The sequence below is a fragment of the Serratia sp. J2 genome (assembly GCF_046269175.1).
GTDB lineage: Bacteria > Pseudomonadota > Gammaproteobacteria > Enterobacterales > Enterobacteriaceae > Chania > Chania fonticola_C.
On the sequence record NZ_JBKABN010000048.1, the window covers coordinates 1 to 15658 of the forward strand.

Annotated in this window: 14 protein-coding genes; 11 read left to right on the plus strand and 3 right to left on the minus strand. The window is 57.3% G+C overall.

Annotated features, from left to right (window positions below):
• Window positions 1-29 precede the first annotated feature (29 nt).
• Genes ACKWMY_RS26955 through panM form a run of 3 tightly spaced genes read right to left on the minus strand, consistent with a single transcriptional unit; the run spans window position 30 to window position 3698 of the window.
• Window positions 30-2105: a hypothetical protein gene (locus ACKWMY_RS26955; RefSeq protein ID WP_409487393.1), complete on the minus strand. Its 2076-nt coding sequence runs from the start codon at window positions 2103-2105 to the stop codon at window positions 30-32.
• Complete coding sequence (locus ACKWMY_RS26960; RefSeq protein WP_409487394.1) at window positions 2092-3309, minus strand: DUF3142 domain-containing protein; 1218 nt, start codon at window positions 3307-3309, stop codon at window positions 2092-2094. Before ACKWMY_RS26960 ends, ACKWMY_RS26955 begins: the two co-directional genes overlap by 14 nt.
• The gene (gene panM, locus ACKWMY_RS26965) at window positions 3306-3698 is read right to left on the minus strand and encodes an aspartate 1-decarboxylase autocleavage activator PanM (protein WP_024529575.1); all 393 of its coding nucleotides are present in this window, start codon (window positions 3696-3698) and stop codon (window positions 3306-3308) included. Before panM ends, ACKWMY_RS26960 begins: the two co-directional genes overlap by 4 nt.
• A 463-nt stretch (window positions 3699-4161) precedes the next feature.
• On the opposite strand from panM, the gene ACKWMY_RS26970 reads away from it, so the two are divergent.
• The 11 genes from ACKWMY_RS26970 to ugpQ all read left to right on the plus strand — a co-directional run bounded on the left by ACKWMY_RS26970 (window position 4162) and on the right by ugpQ (window position 15531).
• Window positions 4162-5277, plus strand: coding sequence for a branched-chain amino acid ABC transporter substrate-binding protein (locus ACKWMY_RS26970; RefSeq protein ID WP_024529576.1), 1116 nt, complete (start codon window positions 4162-4164; stop codon window positions 5275-5277).
• Window positions 5278-5425: 148 nt separating this feature from the next.
• The gene (gene livH / locus ACKWMY_RS26975; RefSeq protein ID WP_024529577.1) at window positions 5426-6352 is read left to right on the plus strand and encodes a high-affinity branched-chain amino acid ABC transporter permease LivH; all 927 of its coding nucleotides are present in this window, start codon (window positions 5426-5428) and stop codon (window positions 6350-6352) included.
• Window positions 6349-7632 (plus strand): high-affinity branched-chain amino acid ABC transporter permease LivM, encoded by a 1284-nt coding sequence (locus ACKWMY_RS26980; RefSeq protein ID WP_024529578.1) that lies wholly within the window; start codon window positions 6349-6351, stop codon window positions 7630-7632. The genes livH and ACKWMY_RS26980 overlap by 4 nt, the downstream gene beginning before the upstream one ends.
• Window positions 7629-8396 (plus strand): high-affinity branched-chain amino acid ABC transporter ATP-binding protein LivG, encoded by a 768-nt coding sequence (gene livG, locus ACKWMY_RS26985; RefSeq protein ID WP_024484631.1) that lies wholly within the window; start codon window positions 7629-7631, stop codon window positions 8394-8396. Before ACKWMY_RS26980 ends, livG begins: the two co-directional genes overlap by 4 nt.
• Window positions 8397-8400: 4 nt before the next feature.
• Entirely contained in the window at window positions 8401-9102 is a 702-nt protein-coding gene (gene livF / locus ACKWMY_RS26990) for a high-affinity branched-chain amino acid ABC transporter ATP-binding protein LivF (protein ID WP_161712641.1), read from the plus strand.
• A gap of 67 nt (window positions 9103-9169) precedes the next feature.
• Window positions 9170-10357, plus strand: a complete 1188-nt coding sequence (locus tag ACKWMY_RS26995; RefSeq protein WP_065685456.1) for a PLP-dependent aminotransferase family protein — start codon at window positions 9170-9172, stop codon at window positions 10355-10357.
• Between the two features lie 193 nt (window positions 10358-10550).
• Window positions 10551-11870 carry a sn-glycerol-3-phosphate ABC transporter substrate-binding protein UgpB gene (ugpB, locus tag ACKWMY_RS27000; RefSeq protein ID WP_098929125.1) on the plus strand — a complete coding sequence of 440 codons (1320 nt, stop codon included), beginning with the start codon at window positions 10551-10553 and terminating at the stop codon, window positions 11868-11870.
• 115 nt (window positions 11871-11985) lie between these two features.
• Window positions 11986-12873, plus strand: coding sequence for a sn-glycerol-3-phosphate ABC transporter permease UgpA (gene ugpA / locus ACKWMY_RS27005; RefSeq protein WP_309047992.1), 888 nt, complete (start codon window positions 11986-11988; stop codon window positions 12871-12873).
• Entirely contained in the window at window positions 12870-13715 is an 846-nt protein-coding gene (gene ugpE, locus ACKWMY_RS27010) for a sn-glycerol-3-phosphate ABC transporter permease UgpE (RefSeq protein ID WP_021181492.1), read from the plus strand. Before ugpA ends, ugpE begins: the two co-directional genes overlap by 4 nt.
• Window positions 13716-13720: 5 nt before the next feature.
• Window positions 13721-14794, plus strand: a complete 1074-nt coding sequence (locus tag ACKWMY_RS27015) for a sn-glycerol-3-phosphate import ATP-binding protein UgpC (protein ID WP_161712638.1) — start codon at window positions 13721-13723, stop codon at window positions 14792-14794.
• Window positions 14794-15531, plus strand: coding sequence for a glycerophosphodiester phosphodiesterase (gene ugpQ / locus ACKWMY_RS27020; protein WP_024484626.1), 738 nt, complete (start codon window positions 14794-14796; stop codon window positions 15529-15531). The genes ACKWMY_RS27015 and ugpQ overlap by 1 nt, the downstream gene beginning before the upstream one ends.
• Window positions 15532-15658 lie beyond the last annotated feature (127 nt).

Sequence of the window (15658 nt, forward strand, 5' to 3'; positions counted from 1 at the left end):
GGAGAGGGTTAGGGTGAGGGGGCCGTTCACTAGTTGGCTGCGGTATCAAACTCCGGTGCCGGGCAGTTGTAGCCAAACTTGGCCCCCCACTCAAACTGGGTGCCGTTCTTGATATAACGCTGATACAGCGCCCGGCCAGTCTTGGCGTCGCGGGCTATCACCCAACCAGCGGCATTACACAGCACGGCTGCATAAGCCTGGCTTTTCGGTGGCAGCAGATCGGCGGCCTTTTGTGCCAGATCCACCGCCTGCCAGCGGTAATGCAGGAAACGGTTATCCGCGTCTGGCAACGATTTCTTGGCCCGTGCCGTTTCCGCCGCGCTGATCCAACTCTTGTCTTTGATATCCTTGGTGTTGAAAGCATCCCCCAGATAGGAATACCCTGCGCCATAAATATTGTAATCCGGCGTCATTTCGTAACCGGTGAAATCCAACCCCTGCGAGCGCAACAGCGCCGCCGCCTGATAGTAGCTTTTGGCGCGTGCGTTCTTATCCGCCGATTTATCCTTCGCCGCTTTCATCAGGTTGGCAAAGTCCTGCGCCGCCTGGCGGTAGTTCGGAATGGCAAAGTAGTTCACCGCTTCCTCATAGCGGCCAGCGCGCATCATGCGCCGTGCCAGCAATTCACGCAGTTGAACCTCTTGGGTGATCCGCTCGCCATTGTATTCGTCAGGTTTGACCGGCTTGAGCGGCGTGGTGGGCGCTGGTGCATGCTTATCCACAAAGCCTTTCAGCTCATCGACCGTCAGCACCCGCTCGGCGATATCCGCCACGTCTGCCCAGTAGTTTTCTTTGCCGCGATACATCAGATCCATCGCTTGCAGATAATCACCCCTGTTCAGCGCCAGAATGGCCTGCTCACCGGCAACTCGGCAATCCGGCACGATCATTTCGGCTGCGAAGTCTTCGTTACGCTGTTCTCCCCAGCTTTCATCCGTAGGGAATGCGGCTGCGGCTTTGGCATAGGCGGCAGTGGCGGCTTTCACATCACCATCACGCAGGGCCATTTTGGCACGTAACCACCAGGCTAAACCGCCATCACCCGCATTTTTCAGCAGGTTGGCCGCCATGGCATATTGCCCGGAACGATAGGCCAGCGCCGCCAGCCGGTCGCTACCACTGAAACCACTTTTAACCGAGTCATTGAGCAACGTCAGGGTCTGATCGACAAGCTGTTTGGCACCGGTCTCACCGTTAATGATGCCGGACATCTCCAGATTACTGCTGCGGGCGAACAGCTCAATGGTGACCAACTGCTGCACCAGCGGATCGTGAATGGCCTGTTTTAACGCCTCTACATGCTGCGGGTTGATCAAATAGCTGGAGATATACTGCAACGAAAGTCCGCCATCGGGATCGCCTTGAGCGGCCTGCTGGGCATACAGTTGTGCTGCCGGAGCGATTTCCCCGAGCCACAAATGAATACGTGCTTGCTGGCCCAGGCTACTCAGCGCCAGTTGATCGGGATCGGCAGTACCACTTTTCACCTGGTCGATCACCTGCTGGAAGGCGGCCAGGGCCTGCTCAAGCTGAGCTTTCTCCGGATGTTTCACCACCGGCTCGCTACCGGATTCGTTTTCCGGCGTGCCATGATCGTCCATCAGCAGGCGGCCAAGCGAGTATTGCGCCCGTAACCCCCATGCTCCCTGCTCGGCGGCTGGCAATGCCAACACCTGTTGGAAATATTGCGACGCCCGAGGATCTTCTGCGGCAAAGGCTACCGCCCCCAGCGTGTATAAGCGCGCGGCATTAGATAGCCCTTGCGCATTTACCGCGTCGGCTTCTTCTACGGTCTTGGTTGCCCGCATTTGGGCAATGGCTTGCTGTTCTGGCGAGAGGGGCATCGGTTTTGGCGGCGTCGCCGGTGCTTCGGCCTGCCAGCGTGGCAGCTGCGGGTCTACCGGCACCAGACGGGTGGCTTCGAAAGCGAAGTTGCCCTCAGGCATATACAGCAGGGTGCCGTTGCGGTTGACCAGCAGGCGATTGGGGAAGTCTGGCCCACAGGCCTGGCCGCTCAGCGGCACCATCAATGCTGCGGCGATCAGTGATGCTAACGGAAACGCACGGCGACGATGCCCTGCGGTGGGCAAATCAAGGTATGACATGGGTGCCTCCTGGCATGATCTGTTGGCAGCGTAGCCAGCCCAAGGGGCGTGATTGCCCTGCTCGTAGCTGATCGCCGCTAATGCGGATAAAGTGTTGGGGTTCCGATGGTGTTGCCAACTGGTAATGACCTATCGCGTCGGCGGCCAGGCAACCTTCTGCCTGAATGTGGATCTCACGCGGTAACGGTGCATCCACCGGTCCCTGATTCTCAATAATCAAATCATACAGCCCATTTTGCTGTGGCTGCGGCAAAAACTTAACCTGCCAGTTAGTGAGCAAGGGCTGATGCTGGATCACTGCCCGTAGCGTCGCCATCGACCAGGCGCGGCGATCGTTTTCCAGTGGCAGGCGGAACCAGATAATGCCGCGCAGACGTGGCAGTGGGCGTTGTGCGAGCTGCTGCAAAAAATCGGCAACCTGCTGCGGTGCCACGGTCAGTTCCTGGATCTTGCCCGCCATGCGCTGCGAGACTTCGCTTTCAACCAGGGCCCCCTGGGCATCGAACCCTAGCAGAGCCATGCCGTAGGCTGGCAGAGCGATACGGAAGGGTTTAGGACTAAGGCGCGCGTACTGGCGTGTCCACTCCAGCGCCAACTGGCCGTCGAATAAACCTTGTGTGGGGGAGAGCACTGCATGCACCTGAAGCACCGAGCTGTCTACCTGTTGCAGTACGCCGGGCAGCGCCGGGGATCCGATCCAGGCGGGTAGGACGGTGATGCCTAGCTGTAATGAAGAGGGAAGCCGTTGGCGCAGTTGGCGCAGAAATTGTTGATATTTGGGCAGCCGTGCGGTGGCGGCGTCATGGTCGATCTCCACGCCAATCACCGGTAAACCAGCCGCCTGCCAGCGTTGCAGCTGTTGTTGCAGACGTGTATAGATGGCGGTCTCGTCCAACTGCATCAATTGCCCGTCTACCCGCACTACCAGCCATAGCGGGCGGCCATCCTGTTTCAGCAGGGCGGTATTGACCGTGATGTCCCGGAAACCCTCACGGGGGTGCACCTGCAAACCCAACACGCGCAAGGTAGTAAACAGGTCACGGCTGGCAGCCAGCGCCTCGGCGTGCTGTGGCGTCCACACCCTTTGCCAAATGTAGGCCTGCTGATCCCAAGGCTGATGAAGATTCATCGCCTGGTAGCGCCCTGCAAACCAGGCCATTATTGCGAGCAGCATAATGACGATCAGAGCTATCCAACGTTTCATTTTTGCCAGCAATCGCCCCGAGCCTGGAAGCCGCAGGCGCGCATAAAGTTGCCTACCTCACCACGTTCACGTGCTGCCAATCCGGCAGTATCCAGTTGCCAATGTTGTACCTGTGGTAATTGGCGTTGGGCATCTTCCATCAGATACAGCCCCACGCCACGGCGGCGTGTCACTTCGCGCACCAGCAGGTCGTGCAATTGGGCGCTCTGGCCCTCTATCTCGATTTTTACCGCTCCCAGCAGCCGCTCGTTAAATCGGGCGGCAAACAGTGCTTTACCCTCCTCTAGCCAGCTTAGCCACTGCGCAGGTTGTTGATGTGGCCAGATTTTACCAAGGTCGATAAGGTCTTGTGGGGACAAACTGGTCAAGCGTTCAATGGTCAGTTTCATGCCGGATTTCCGCACCGATAAAGGATGTCGACAGTGTAATGGATCTTGCATAGAGCGTTGTGTAAGTTTTTCTATACGAGGTCTGCGCGAAATGTTTTTTGCTGCGAGCATTTTCCGAGTAAACGATTGGTTAATGAGGTGTTAACCAGCATATCACGCTGTTCCTTGCGCTAAACAGCGCAGAATTAATCCGGATTTTATCCTGTTTACACCGCTTGTTTCTGGCATTGGGAGTTGCTTTGCAGAAGAAAACTCCTGTTTAATGATATGAAAAATAAAGTCTTATTAGAAAATATTGTCGCTAATATACCTAAATCATTATTACTTATAGATAAAAGCGATTTACCGGCGTTTTTCAAGCCACAGTCAGTTGGCCGTTACTTGCAATCTGCCGGGTAGAAACAATGATTAGGTGTGACAAATACAACAGAAACACTCACAACGACAGATGGGGATTATGCGGATGAAATTAACAAAGGGTAAAGCGCTGCTGGCCGGTTGTATCGCGATGGCTATCGGCCATGTCGCTGTGGCAAAAGACATCAAGATTGCCGTAGTGGGCGCCATGTCCGGCCCGGTGGCGCAATATGGTGATATGGAGTTCACCGGTGCGCGTCAGGCGATTGCCGATATCAACGCCAAAGGCGGGATCAAGGGCGATAAGCTGGTGGCGGTAGAGTATGACGATGCCTGTGACCCGAAACAGGCGGTAGCGGTAGCCAACAAGGTCATCAATGACGGTATTCGTTACGTGATCGGCCACCTGTGCTCGTCTTCGACCCAGCCGGCTTCCGACATCTATGAAGACGAAGGCGTGATCATGATCACCCCGGCGGCGACCAACGCCGATCTGACCACCCGTGGTTACAAGATGATCCTGCGCACCACCGGCCTTGACTCCGACCAAGGCCCAACGGCTGCCAGCTACATCCTCAACGAGATCAAACCTAAGCGCATCGCCGTGGTTCACGACAAGCAGCAATACGGTGAAGGCCTGGCGCGTTCAGTGCGTGACAGCCTGAAAAAGCAGGGTACCGACGTAGTGCTGTTTGAAGGTATCACCGCTGGTGACAAAGATTTCTCTACCCTGGTGGCTCGCCTGAAGAAAGAAAACGTCGATTTCGTCTACTTCGGTGGTTACTACCCGGAGATGGGGCAGATCCTGCGCCAGGCCAAGCAGGCAGGCTTGACTACCCGCTTCATGGGGCCGGAAGGTGTGGGTAACTCCTCGCTGTCCAACATCGCCGGTGCCGCGTCTGAAGGCATGCTGGTGACGCTGCCAAAACGTTACGATCAGGTGCCAGCCAACCAGCCGGTGGTTGATGCATTAAAAGCCAAGAAGCTGGATCCGACTGGGCCATTTGTCTGGACCACCTATGCTGCACTGCAATCGCTGGTCACCGGGATGGAGCGTAGCGGTAGCCAGGAACCGGCAGATATCGTCAAAGATCTGAAAACCGGCCAACCGGTGGCAACCGTGATGGGGCCACTGAGCTGGGATGACAAAGGCGATCTGAAAGGCTTCGAGTTCGGGGTGTTTGAATGGCATGCCGACGGCTCATCAACGCCGATTAAATAAGCCCGTTTAAGGTGACCTCTGCGCTTTTTGAACGCGGAGGTCACCTCGACAGCAAAATCTACAAACCGGGAATTCCCGGAGCCTGCAACGCCAGCAGGCCGTTGGGCCGCTCTTTGTCGGCCAGTACAACACCTTAGAAGGTCAGAGTATGTCAGAGCAGTTTCTCTATTTTCTGCAGCAGATGTTCAACGGCGTGACGCTGGGCAGCACCTATGCATTGATCGCCATCGGTTACACCATGGTCTACGGCATTATCGGCATGATCAACTTCGCCCACGGCGAGGTATATATGATCGGCAGCTATGTCTCCTTTATCGTTATCGCCGCCCTGATGATGCTTGGCATCGACGTGGGTTGGCTGCTGATTGGCGCAGCGTTCCTGGTATCGATCGTGATTGCCAGCGCCTATGGCTGGAGCATCGAGCGGGTGGCCTACAAACCGGTGCGCAACTCCAAGCGCCTGATTGCGCTGATTTCCGCCATCGGGATGTCGATATTCCTGCAAAACTACGTCAGCCTGACGCAGGGGTCGCGTGATGTGGCGCTGCCAAGTCTGGTCACCGGCCAGTGGGTGCTGGGTGAGAGCAACGGCTTTGCCACGACCATCAGCACCATGCAGCTCATCATCTGGGTGGTCACCTTCCTGGCGATGCTGGCATTGACGATGTTTATCCGTTATTCGCGTATGGGCCGCGCCTGCCGTGCCTGTGCGGAAGATTTGAAGATGGCCAGCCTGCTGGGCATCAATACTGACCGAGTGATTTCGCTCACCTTCGTGATCGGCGCGGTGATGGCGGCGGTGGCGGGCGTGTTGCTCGGCCAATTCTACGGCGTGATCAACCCTTACATCGGCTTTATGGCCGGGATGAAAGCCTTCACCGCTGCGGTACTGGGCGGTATCGGCAGCATTCCTGGGGCGATGATCGGCGGGCTGGTGCTGGGCGTGGCTGAAGCGCTCACCTCGGCCTATCTGAGCACCGAATACAAAGACGCGGTGTCCTTCGCTTTGCTGATTGTGGTGTTGCTGGTGATGCCAACCGGTATCCTTGGGCGTCCGGAGGTTGAGAAAGTATGAAACTCGGTCTGCTTAACGCCTGTATTGCCACGGTCGTGCTGTTTGTCATGGCCTCCTTCCTGATGGGGATGCAACTGAGCCTCGACGGCACCAAGCTGGTGGTGCACGGCGCTGCCGAAGTGCGCTGGATGTGGATTGGTATCGGTTGTGTGGTGGTATTTTTCTTCCAACTGCTGCGTCCGCTGATGCAGCACGGGATGAAGAAAATCTCCGGCCCGGCGTTTGTATTACCCAGCTTTGACGGCTCCACAATGCGCCAGAAGGTGCTGGCAGCGGCGATCATCATTGCCGCCGTAGTCTGGCCGTTCCTGGTATCGCGCGGCACGGTGGATATTGCCACCCTGACGCTGATCTACGTGATGCTGGGGCTGGGCCTGAACGTGGTGGTCGGCCTTTCCGGTCTGTTGGTGCTGGGTTACGGCGGTTTTTACGCCATCGGTGCCTATACCTACGCATTGCTGAACCATTATTACGGTCTGGGATTCTGGGAAAGCCTGCCGCTGGCGGGGATCGTCACCGCCATCTTCGGCTTCCTGCTCGGTTTCCCGGTGCTACGCCTGCGGGGGGACTATCTGGCGATCGTTACGCTCGGCTTTGGTGAAATCGTCCGCATCCTGCTGCTGAACAACACCGAAATTACCGGTGGGCCAAACGGTATCAGTCAGATCCCGAAACCCACCTTTTTTGGTCTGGAGTTTAACCGCAGCGCCCGCGACGGTGGTTGGGATACCTTCCATAACTTCTTTGGCCTGAAATACGATCCCAGCGACCGCATCGTGTTCCTCTACCTGGTAGCGCTGCTGCTGGTGATATTGACGCTGTTTGTGATTAACCGCCTGCTGCGCATGCCGCTGGGCCGTGCCTGGGAAGCGTTGCGCGAAGATGAAATTGCTTGCCGTTCACTGGGCTTGAGCCCGACCAAAATCAAACTGACCGCCTTCACCATCAGTGCCGCCTTTGCCGGTTTCGCCGGTACGCTGTTTGCCGCACGTCAGGGGTTTGTCAGCCCGGAATCCTTCACCTTTGTGGAGTCAGCCTTTGTGCTGGCGATCGTGGTGTTGGGCGGCATGGGCTCACAGTTTGCGGTGATCCTGGCGGCGATCCTGCTGGTAGTGTCCCGTGAGATGATGCGCGATCTGAATGAATACAGCATGTTGCTGCTGGGGGCGCTGATGGTGTTGATGATGATTTGGCGGCCACAGGGGCTGCTGCCGATGAAACGCCCGCAGTTGAAGCTGAAAGTGGCTGATATCAAAGCCGTGAAGGGGGAGCAGGCATGAGTACTCAACCTTTACTGGCGGTAGCCGGGCTTTCGATGCGTTTTGGTGGTTTGCTGGCGGTAAACAACGTCGCGTTGGAACTGCATCAAGGTGAGATTGTTTCGTTGATTGGCCCGAATGGCGCGGGCAAGACCACGGTGTTCAACTGCCTGACCGGATTCTATCGCCCGACCAGTGGCACCATCAAACTGCGCGATCGTCATCTGGAAGGGCTTTCCGGCCAGACCATTGCCCGCATGGGTGTGGTACGCACCTTCCAGCACGTGCGGCTGTTCCGTGAAATGACGGTGATTGAAAACCTGCTGGTGGCCCAACATCAGCATTTGAAAAGCGGCGTGTTTGCCGGTTTGCTGAAAACCCCGGCGTTCCGCCGTGCAGAGGCCGATGCGCTGGAGCGTGCGGCGGTGTGGCTGGAGCGTGTGGGCTTGTTGGACATGGCTAACCGCTCTGCGGGTAACCTGGCCTATGGCCAGCAGCGTCGGCTGGAGATCGCCCGCTGCATGGTAACGCGCCCGGAACTATTGATGCTGGATGAACCGGCGGCGGGCCTGAACCCGAAAGAAACCGATGAGCTGGATCACCTGATCGTCGAGCTGCGTGACCAGCACCAGGTGTCGGTGCTGTTGATTGAGCACGATATGAAACTGGTGATGGGGATTTCCGATCGCATCTACGTGGTGAATCAGGGAACGCCGTTGGCACAAGGCACACCGGCAGAAATCCGCAATAACCCGGACGTGATCCGGGCCTATCTGGGCGAATAAGCATATGTTGTCATTTAATCAGGTTTCCGCCCATTACGGCAAAATTCAGGCGCTGCACCAGGTCAGCCTGAACATTCAACAGGGGGAGATCGTCACCCTGATCGGCGCCAACGGTGCCGGTAAAACCACCCTGCTCGGCACGCTATGCGGCGACCCAAGGGCCAGCGAAGGGTCCATCACCTTGATGGATCAGGACATCACCCAGTGGCAGACAGCGCGCATCATGCGTGAGGCCGTGGCGATCGTACCGGAAGGGCGGCGGGTGTTCTCACGCATGACGGTGGAAGAGAACCTGGCGATGGGCGGTTTCTTTGCCGATCGCGAGCAGTATCACCAACGCATCGAGCGGGTATTTACCCTGTTTCCACGCCTGCTGGAGCGCCGTAGCCAGCGCTCTGGCACCATGTCAGGTGGCGAGCAGCAGATGCTGGCGATTGGCCGTGCGCTGATGAGCCAGCCGAAGTTGCTGCTGTTGGACGAGCCTTCACTTGGGCTGGCCCCCATCATCATCCAGCAGATTTTCGATATCATCCAGCAGCTGCGCGCAGAGGGGATGACCATCTTCCTGGTGGAACAAAACGCCAACCAGGCGCTAAAACTGGCAGATCGTGGTTATGTGCTGGAAAACGGCCGCGTGGTGTTGGAAGATACGGGGGCCGCATTATTAGCAAACGAAGCAGTGCGGTCAGCATACCTGGGGGGTTAAACCATGGGTAATTGCCATAGGGCGCACTGAGTGGCGCCCCTATTCTTAACGATTACGAGAACAAGCAATGAAGACAGAAGGACTACTCGCACAGCGCATCGTAAAGGTCAAAAGCTCGGCAATCCGCGAATTGCTCAAGCACAGCAAAATGGAAAACGTCATTTCGCTGGCGGGTGGCATTCCCTCTGATGCGCTGTTTGACTTCGAAGGATTGAGCATTGCTACCCAGCAGGCCATTACCGAGCAGCCAAAAAGCGCGTTCCAATATGGGCTGACCGAAGGCAGCGAACTGCTGCGTGAAGGCATCTGTACCCTATGCGCACAGCGTGGCGTTAATGCCAAGCCGGAAGATATCGTGGTGACCGCAGGCTCCCAGCAGGCGTTAGATCTGGTGATGCGTGCGGTGATTAACCCTGGTGATGTGTTTGTAGTAGAGCGCCCGACCTATCTGGCGGCGCTGCAAACGCTGGAACTGGCGGAAGCCAACGTCATGTCCGTCTCTTCCGACAGCGACGGCATGGTGGTTGATGAACTGGCTGAACTGCTGAAAACCCAGAAGATCAAAGGGGTATACGTGGTTCCGAACTTCGGCAACCCGAGTGGCCTGACCCTGAGCGCCGCACGCCGTGAGCAGTTGGTGAAACTGGCGGTGGAGCATAACTTCCTGATTATCGAGGATGACCCGTACGGCGAGCTGCGCTTCACCGAAGAGCGTAATGCTACGCTGTATCAGGTTTCGCAGCAGGTACTGGGCCATACCGAAAACATTATCTATACCTCCACCTTCTCCAAAATCCTGGCTCCGGGCCTGCGCCTGGGTTGGGCCATCCTGCCGCCATTCCTGCTGCATAAAGTGGCGATCATCAAGCAGGCGGCGGATCTGCATGCCAGCGCGCTGTCGCAGAGCATCGTCGAATGTTACCTGGGGCTGGATCGTTTACCGGCGCAGATCGAAAAGATCCGCGCGGCCTACAAGCACAAAGGCGAGATCCTGGCCGGGCTGGTGGAAAAAGAGCTGGGTGATGTGATCAGCTTTGATATGCCGAAAGGCGGCATGTTCCTGTGGGCGCGTTTCCGTCAGCAATTCGATGCCACCGAGTGGCTGAAAACCACCCTGAAGCAGGGCGTGGTATTTGTGCCGGGAGAATACTTCTTCTCTGAAAAACCGGATCGCTCTACCTTCCGTCTGTCGTTTGCCACGGCAACCGAACAACAGATGCAAGAGGCCGTCGCCCGCCTGCGTCGCTCACTGTAATCTCTCTGCGGCGGTGGGGTGAATTCCCTACCGCCGACATCAAACCGCCATCTGCACTTCACCTCGCTGTCATCTAGCTGTCACGCCAGAGTTATTTTTCTGTCATCCGCGCATGGCATGTTTAGCATCCGAACAAAAACTGTTTCTTTTCGCTCACGCGTTTTGATCACACCCGCTTTTTCAGGAGTTAGGCATGTTTGCTCACGCGATTAAAAAAACCACGTTGTGCGTTACCTTGGCCCTGGCGGTCAGCGGCCATGCAATAGCTGCTACCGAGATCCCATTCTGGCATTCGATGGAAGGGGAACTGGGTACCGAAGTCGACTCTCTGGCGGACCGTTTCAACCAAACTCACAGCGATGTGAAGATCGTCCCGGTTTATAAAGGCAACTACGAACAAAGCCTGGCGGCGGGCATTGCTGCTTACCGTTCCGGCAAGGCTCCGGCGATCCTGCAGGTCTACGAAGTGGGCACTGCCACCATGATGGCGAGCAAGGCGATCAAACCGGTGTATCAGGTGTTCCAGGAGTCGGGCGTCAAGTTCGACGAATCGGTGTTTGTGCCGACCGTGGCCGGTTACTACACCGATAACAAGAGCGGCCATTTGCTGTCCCAGCCTTTCAACAGCTCCACCCCGGTGCTGTATTACAACAAAGACGCCTTCAAGAAAGCGGGCTTGAACCCGGACCAGCCACCGAAAACCTGGCAGGAGCTGGCGGCTGATGCGGCCAAACTGCGCGCGGCTGGCATGAAGTGCGGCTACACCAGCGGTTGGCTGGGTTGGATCCAACTGGAGAACTTCAGCGCCTGGCATGGCGTACCGTTCGCCAGTGAAAACAACGGCTTTGGTGGCACCAATGCCAAGCTGGAGTTCAACCAGCCGCTGCAGGTGAAACATATTCAGTTCCTGCAAGACATGAACAAGAAGGGTGACTTCACCTACTTCGGCCGCAAGGACGAACCTACCGAGAAGTTCTACAACGGCGACTGCGCCATGGCTACCGCCTCTTCCGGCTCGCTGGCCAGCATCCGCAAATACGCCAAGTTTGACTTCGGCGTGGGCATGATGCCTTTTGATGCTGACGCAAAAAATGCACCGCAGAACGCTATTATCGGCGGGGCCAGCCTGTGGGTGATGAACGGCAAAGACGCGGCGACCTACAAAGGTGTGGCGGAATTCCTGCAATATCTGGCCCAGCCTGAGATTGCCGCCGAATGGCATCAAAAGACCGGCTACCTGCCGATCACCACTGCCGCCTATGAAATGACCAAGCAGCAGGGCTTCTACGACAAAAACCCAGGGGCCGATGTGGCCACCCGTCAGATGCTGAACAAGCCACCACTGGCGTTCACCAAAGGGCTGCGTCTGGGCAATATGCCGCAGATCCGTACCGTGGTGGATGAAGAACTGGAAAGCGTGTGGACCGACAAGAAAACCCCGCAGCAGGCGCTGGATGCTGCGGTACAGCGCGGTGACGTGTTGCTGCGCCGCTTCGAGGCTTCCACCAAGTAAGCGTCAGATTGGGCCATATTCGGCCAAACGACATCGATCCACTCCCTCTCCCTTTGGGCGAGGGTTGGGGTGAGGGGCTTATGCCGTCCCTCATCCCCATTTAACGGTTAACCCTATGTCATCATCCCGTCCCGGCTTCGGCTGTAGCTGGCTGCCCTATGTGTTGGTGCTGCCACAGTTGCTGATCACCGTCGTTTTCTTCCTGTGGCCTGCCGGCCAGGCGCTGTGGTACTCGGTACAAAGCGTCGATCCGTTCGGCCTTTCCAGCCAGTTTGTCGGGTTGGACAACTTTACACAGCTGTTCCAGGACCCGTATTACCTGGAGTCTTTCTACACCACGCTGGTGTTCAGCTTCCTGGTGGCCGGTGTTGGCCTGCTGGTATCGCTGTTCTTTGCCGCGCTGGTGGACTACGTGCTGCGCGGCAGCCGCTTTTATCAGACGTTGATGATCCTGCCCTATGCGGTTGCCCCTGCGGTAGCGGCGGTGCTGTGGATCTTCCTGTTCAGCCCCGGCATGGGGCTGATCACCCATGTGCTCGCCGGTTTCGGTTACGACTGGAACCATGCGCAAAACAGTGGCCAGGCAATGTTCCTGGTGGTGTTGGCATCAGTGTGGCAGCAGATCAGCTATAACTTTCTGTTTTTCCTGGCGGCATTGCAGTCCATCCCACGTTCCCTGGTGGAAGCGGCGGCGATCGACGGGGCAGGCCCGGTACGGCGTTTCTTCAACCTGGTGCTGCCGCTGATCACGCCGGTGAGCTTCTTCCTGCTGGTGGTCAACCTGGTGTATGCCTTCTTCGACACCTTCCCGGTGATCGACGCCGCTACCGGCGGTGGGCCGGTGCAGTCGACCACTACGCTGGTGTACAAAATCTATCGTGAAGGCTTTGCCGGTCTGGATCTGTCCAGCTCGGCGGCGCAGTCGGTGGTGCTGATGCTGTTGGTGATTGGCCTGACGGTGATCCAGTTCCGCTTTGTCGAACGTAAGGTGCGTTACCAATGATTGAGAACCGACGCGGGCTGGATATTTTCAGCCATACGATGCTGATTGTTGGCGTGCTGGTGGTGCTGTTTCCGCTGTATGTGGCCTTTGTGGCCGCCACGCTGGACGATCAGCAGGTGTTCCAGGTACCTATGACGCTGGTCCCTGGCGGACACTTGTGGGACAACATCCGCCATATCTGGCAGGGCGGTGTGGGCACCCTCAAGGTGCCGTTCTCGATGCTGCTGCTCAACAGCGTGATCATGGCGTTGGCGATCACCTGCGGCAAGATCGTGGTTTCGGTGCTGTCCGCCTATGCCATCGTCTATTTCCGTTTTCCGCTGCGCAGCCTGTTCTTCTGGCTGATCTTCATGACGCTGATGCTGCCGGTCGAGGTGCGTATCTTCCCGACGGTGGAAGTGATCTCCAACCTCAACCTGTTGGACAGCTACACCGGCCTCACGCTGCCGCTGATGGCATCGGCCACGGCCACCTTCCTGCTGCGTCAGTTCTTTATGACCCTGCCGGATGAGCTGCTGGAGGCAGCCCGTATCGACGGTGCCGGGCCGATGCGCTTCTTTTGGGACATCGTGCTGCCGCTGTCGAAAACCAATCTGGCGGCGCTGTTTGTCATCACCTTCATCTACGGCTGGAACCAGTACCTGTGGCCGATCCTGGTCACCAGTGACGCCTCGATGAGCACGGCGGTAGCAGGGATCCGCAGCATGATTTCCACCTCCGGCGCGCCGACCCAGTGGAATCAGGTGATGGCGGCAATGATGTTGACTTTGATCCCGCCGTTGGCGGTGGTTCTTCTAATGCAGCGCTGGTTTGTGCGCGGTCTGGTTGATAGCGAGAAGTAACGAATATGGCAGGTTTAAAACTACAGGCGGTCACCAAGTCTTACGACGGCAAAACGCCGGTGATCAAGCAGATCGATCTCGACGTGGCTGATGGTGAATTTATTGTGATGGTTGGCCCCTCCGGCTGTGGCAAATCGACGCTGCTGCGGATGGTGGCCGGGCTGGAGCGCACCACCAGCGGTGATATCTATATTGATAGTCAGCGCGTGACCGATCTGGAACCGAAAGATCGCGGCATCGCCATGGTGTTCCAGAACTACGCGCTGTATCCGCATATGAGCGTGTACGACAATATGGCCTATGGCCTGAAAATCCGTGGCTTTGGCAAACAGCACATCCGTCAGCGGGTAGAAGAGGCGGCGCGTATTCTGGAGTTGGAACCGCTGCTGCAACGCAAACCGCGTGAGCTTTCCGGCGGCCAGCGCCAGCGGGTGGCGATGGGGCGTGCGATTGTGCGCGAACCGGCGGTGTTTCTGTTTGATGAGCCGCTCTCCAATCTGGACGCCAAATTGCGTGTCCAGATGCGCCTGGAATTGCAGCAGCTGCATCGCCGGCTGAAAACCACCAGCCTGTATGTCACCCACGATCAGGTTGAAGCGATGACGCTGGCGCAGCGGGTGATCGTGATGAATAAAGGCGTTGCGGAGCAGATTGGTACGCCAAGTGAGGTTTATCAACGCCCGGCGACGCTGTTTGTCGCCAGCTTTATCGGCTCCCCGGCGATGAACTTGTTGCCTGGCACGCTGAGTGCGGACGGCAAACAACTGCAACTGGCTGGTGGTATGGCACTGGATCTGCCAGAACCTCGGCCACAGTGGGGCGGACAGGAGTTGACGTTGGGTATCCGACCGGAGCATATTCAACTGAGTACGCGCGAGCAGGGCGGTATTCCGTTAGAGCTGCAAACGCTGGAACTACTCGGTGCCGATAACCTGGCACACGGGCAATGGGGGAGTTCAGGCGTGATCGTCCGCCTGAGCCATGAAACCCTGCCGCCTGCGGGCAGTATCCTGTATTTACAGCTGCCTGCGTCGGCGCTGCACTTTTTTGCTACCCACAGCGGAACACGGATGGATTGATGACTACAGCCTGGCCTTATCCCCACATTGTCGCCCATCGCGGCGGCGGTTCTCTGGCACCGGAAAATACCCTGGCGGCGATTGATGTCGGCGCGCGTCATGGCCACAAGATGATCGAGTTTGACGCCAAACTGGCGCAGGACGGGCAGATTTTCCTGCTGCATGATGACACGCTCGAACGCACTAGCAACGGCTGGGGTGTAGCGGGCGAACTGCCATGGGAAAAGCTGGTAGAACTGGATGCCGGCGACTGGTACAGCTCGGCCTTTAAAGGAGAGCGTTTGCCGCTGCTGTCGGACGTGGCGGAGCGCTGTAAGCAGCACGGCATGATGGCCAATATTGAAATCAAGCCAACCACCGGCAGCGACGAGGAAACCGGCCGGGTGGTGGCTTTTGCCGCCAGCATGTTGTGGCAAGGGCAAACCGATCCGCTGCTTTCTTCGTTTTCGGTGGAAGCCCTGGCGGCGGCACAGCAGACCGCCCCAGAACTGCCGCGCGGCCTTTTGCTGGACAAGTGGGATGACAATTGGCGTGAGCTGACCGAGCGCCTGGGCTGTGTCTCGTTGCATATTAATCATAAAGAACTGACCGCTGAGCGTGTCGCGGCGCTAAAAGATGCCGGGCTGCGTATTCTGGTGTATACCGTCAATAAGCCGGAGCGGGCGCGTTTATTGTTGAATTGGGGCGTTGACTGTATTTGCACCGACCGGATAGATTTGATCGGCCCGGATTTTTAACCGGTTAATTGCTTGGATAAAGATCCTTAATCCCCTAAGGAGAGCGAACCGATCGAGTTCGCTGATATGCCCTACTTCCCGGAGGAGCAGAGGCTAGTCGAGTGCACGGGCTGGCCCCCTCGCCCTT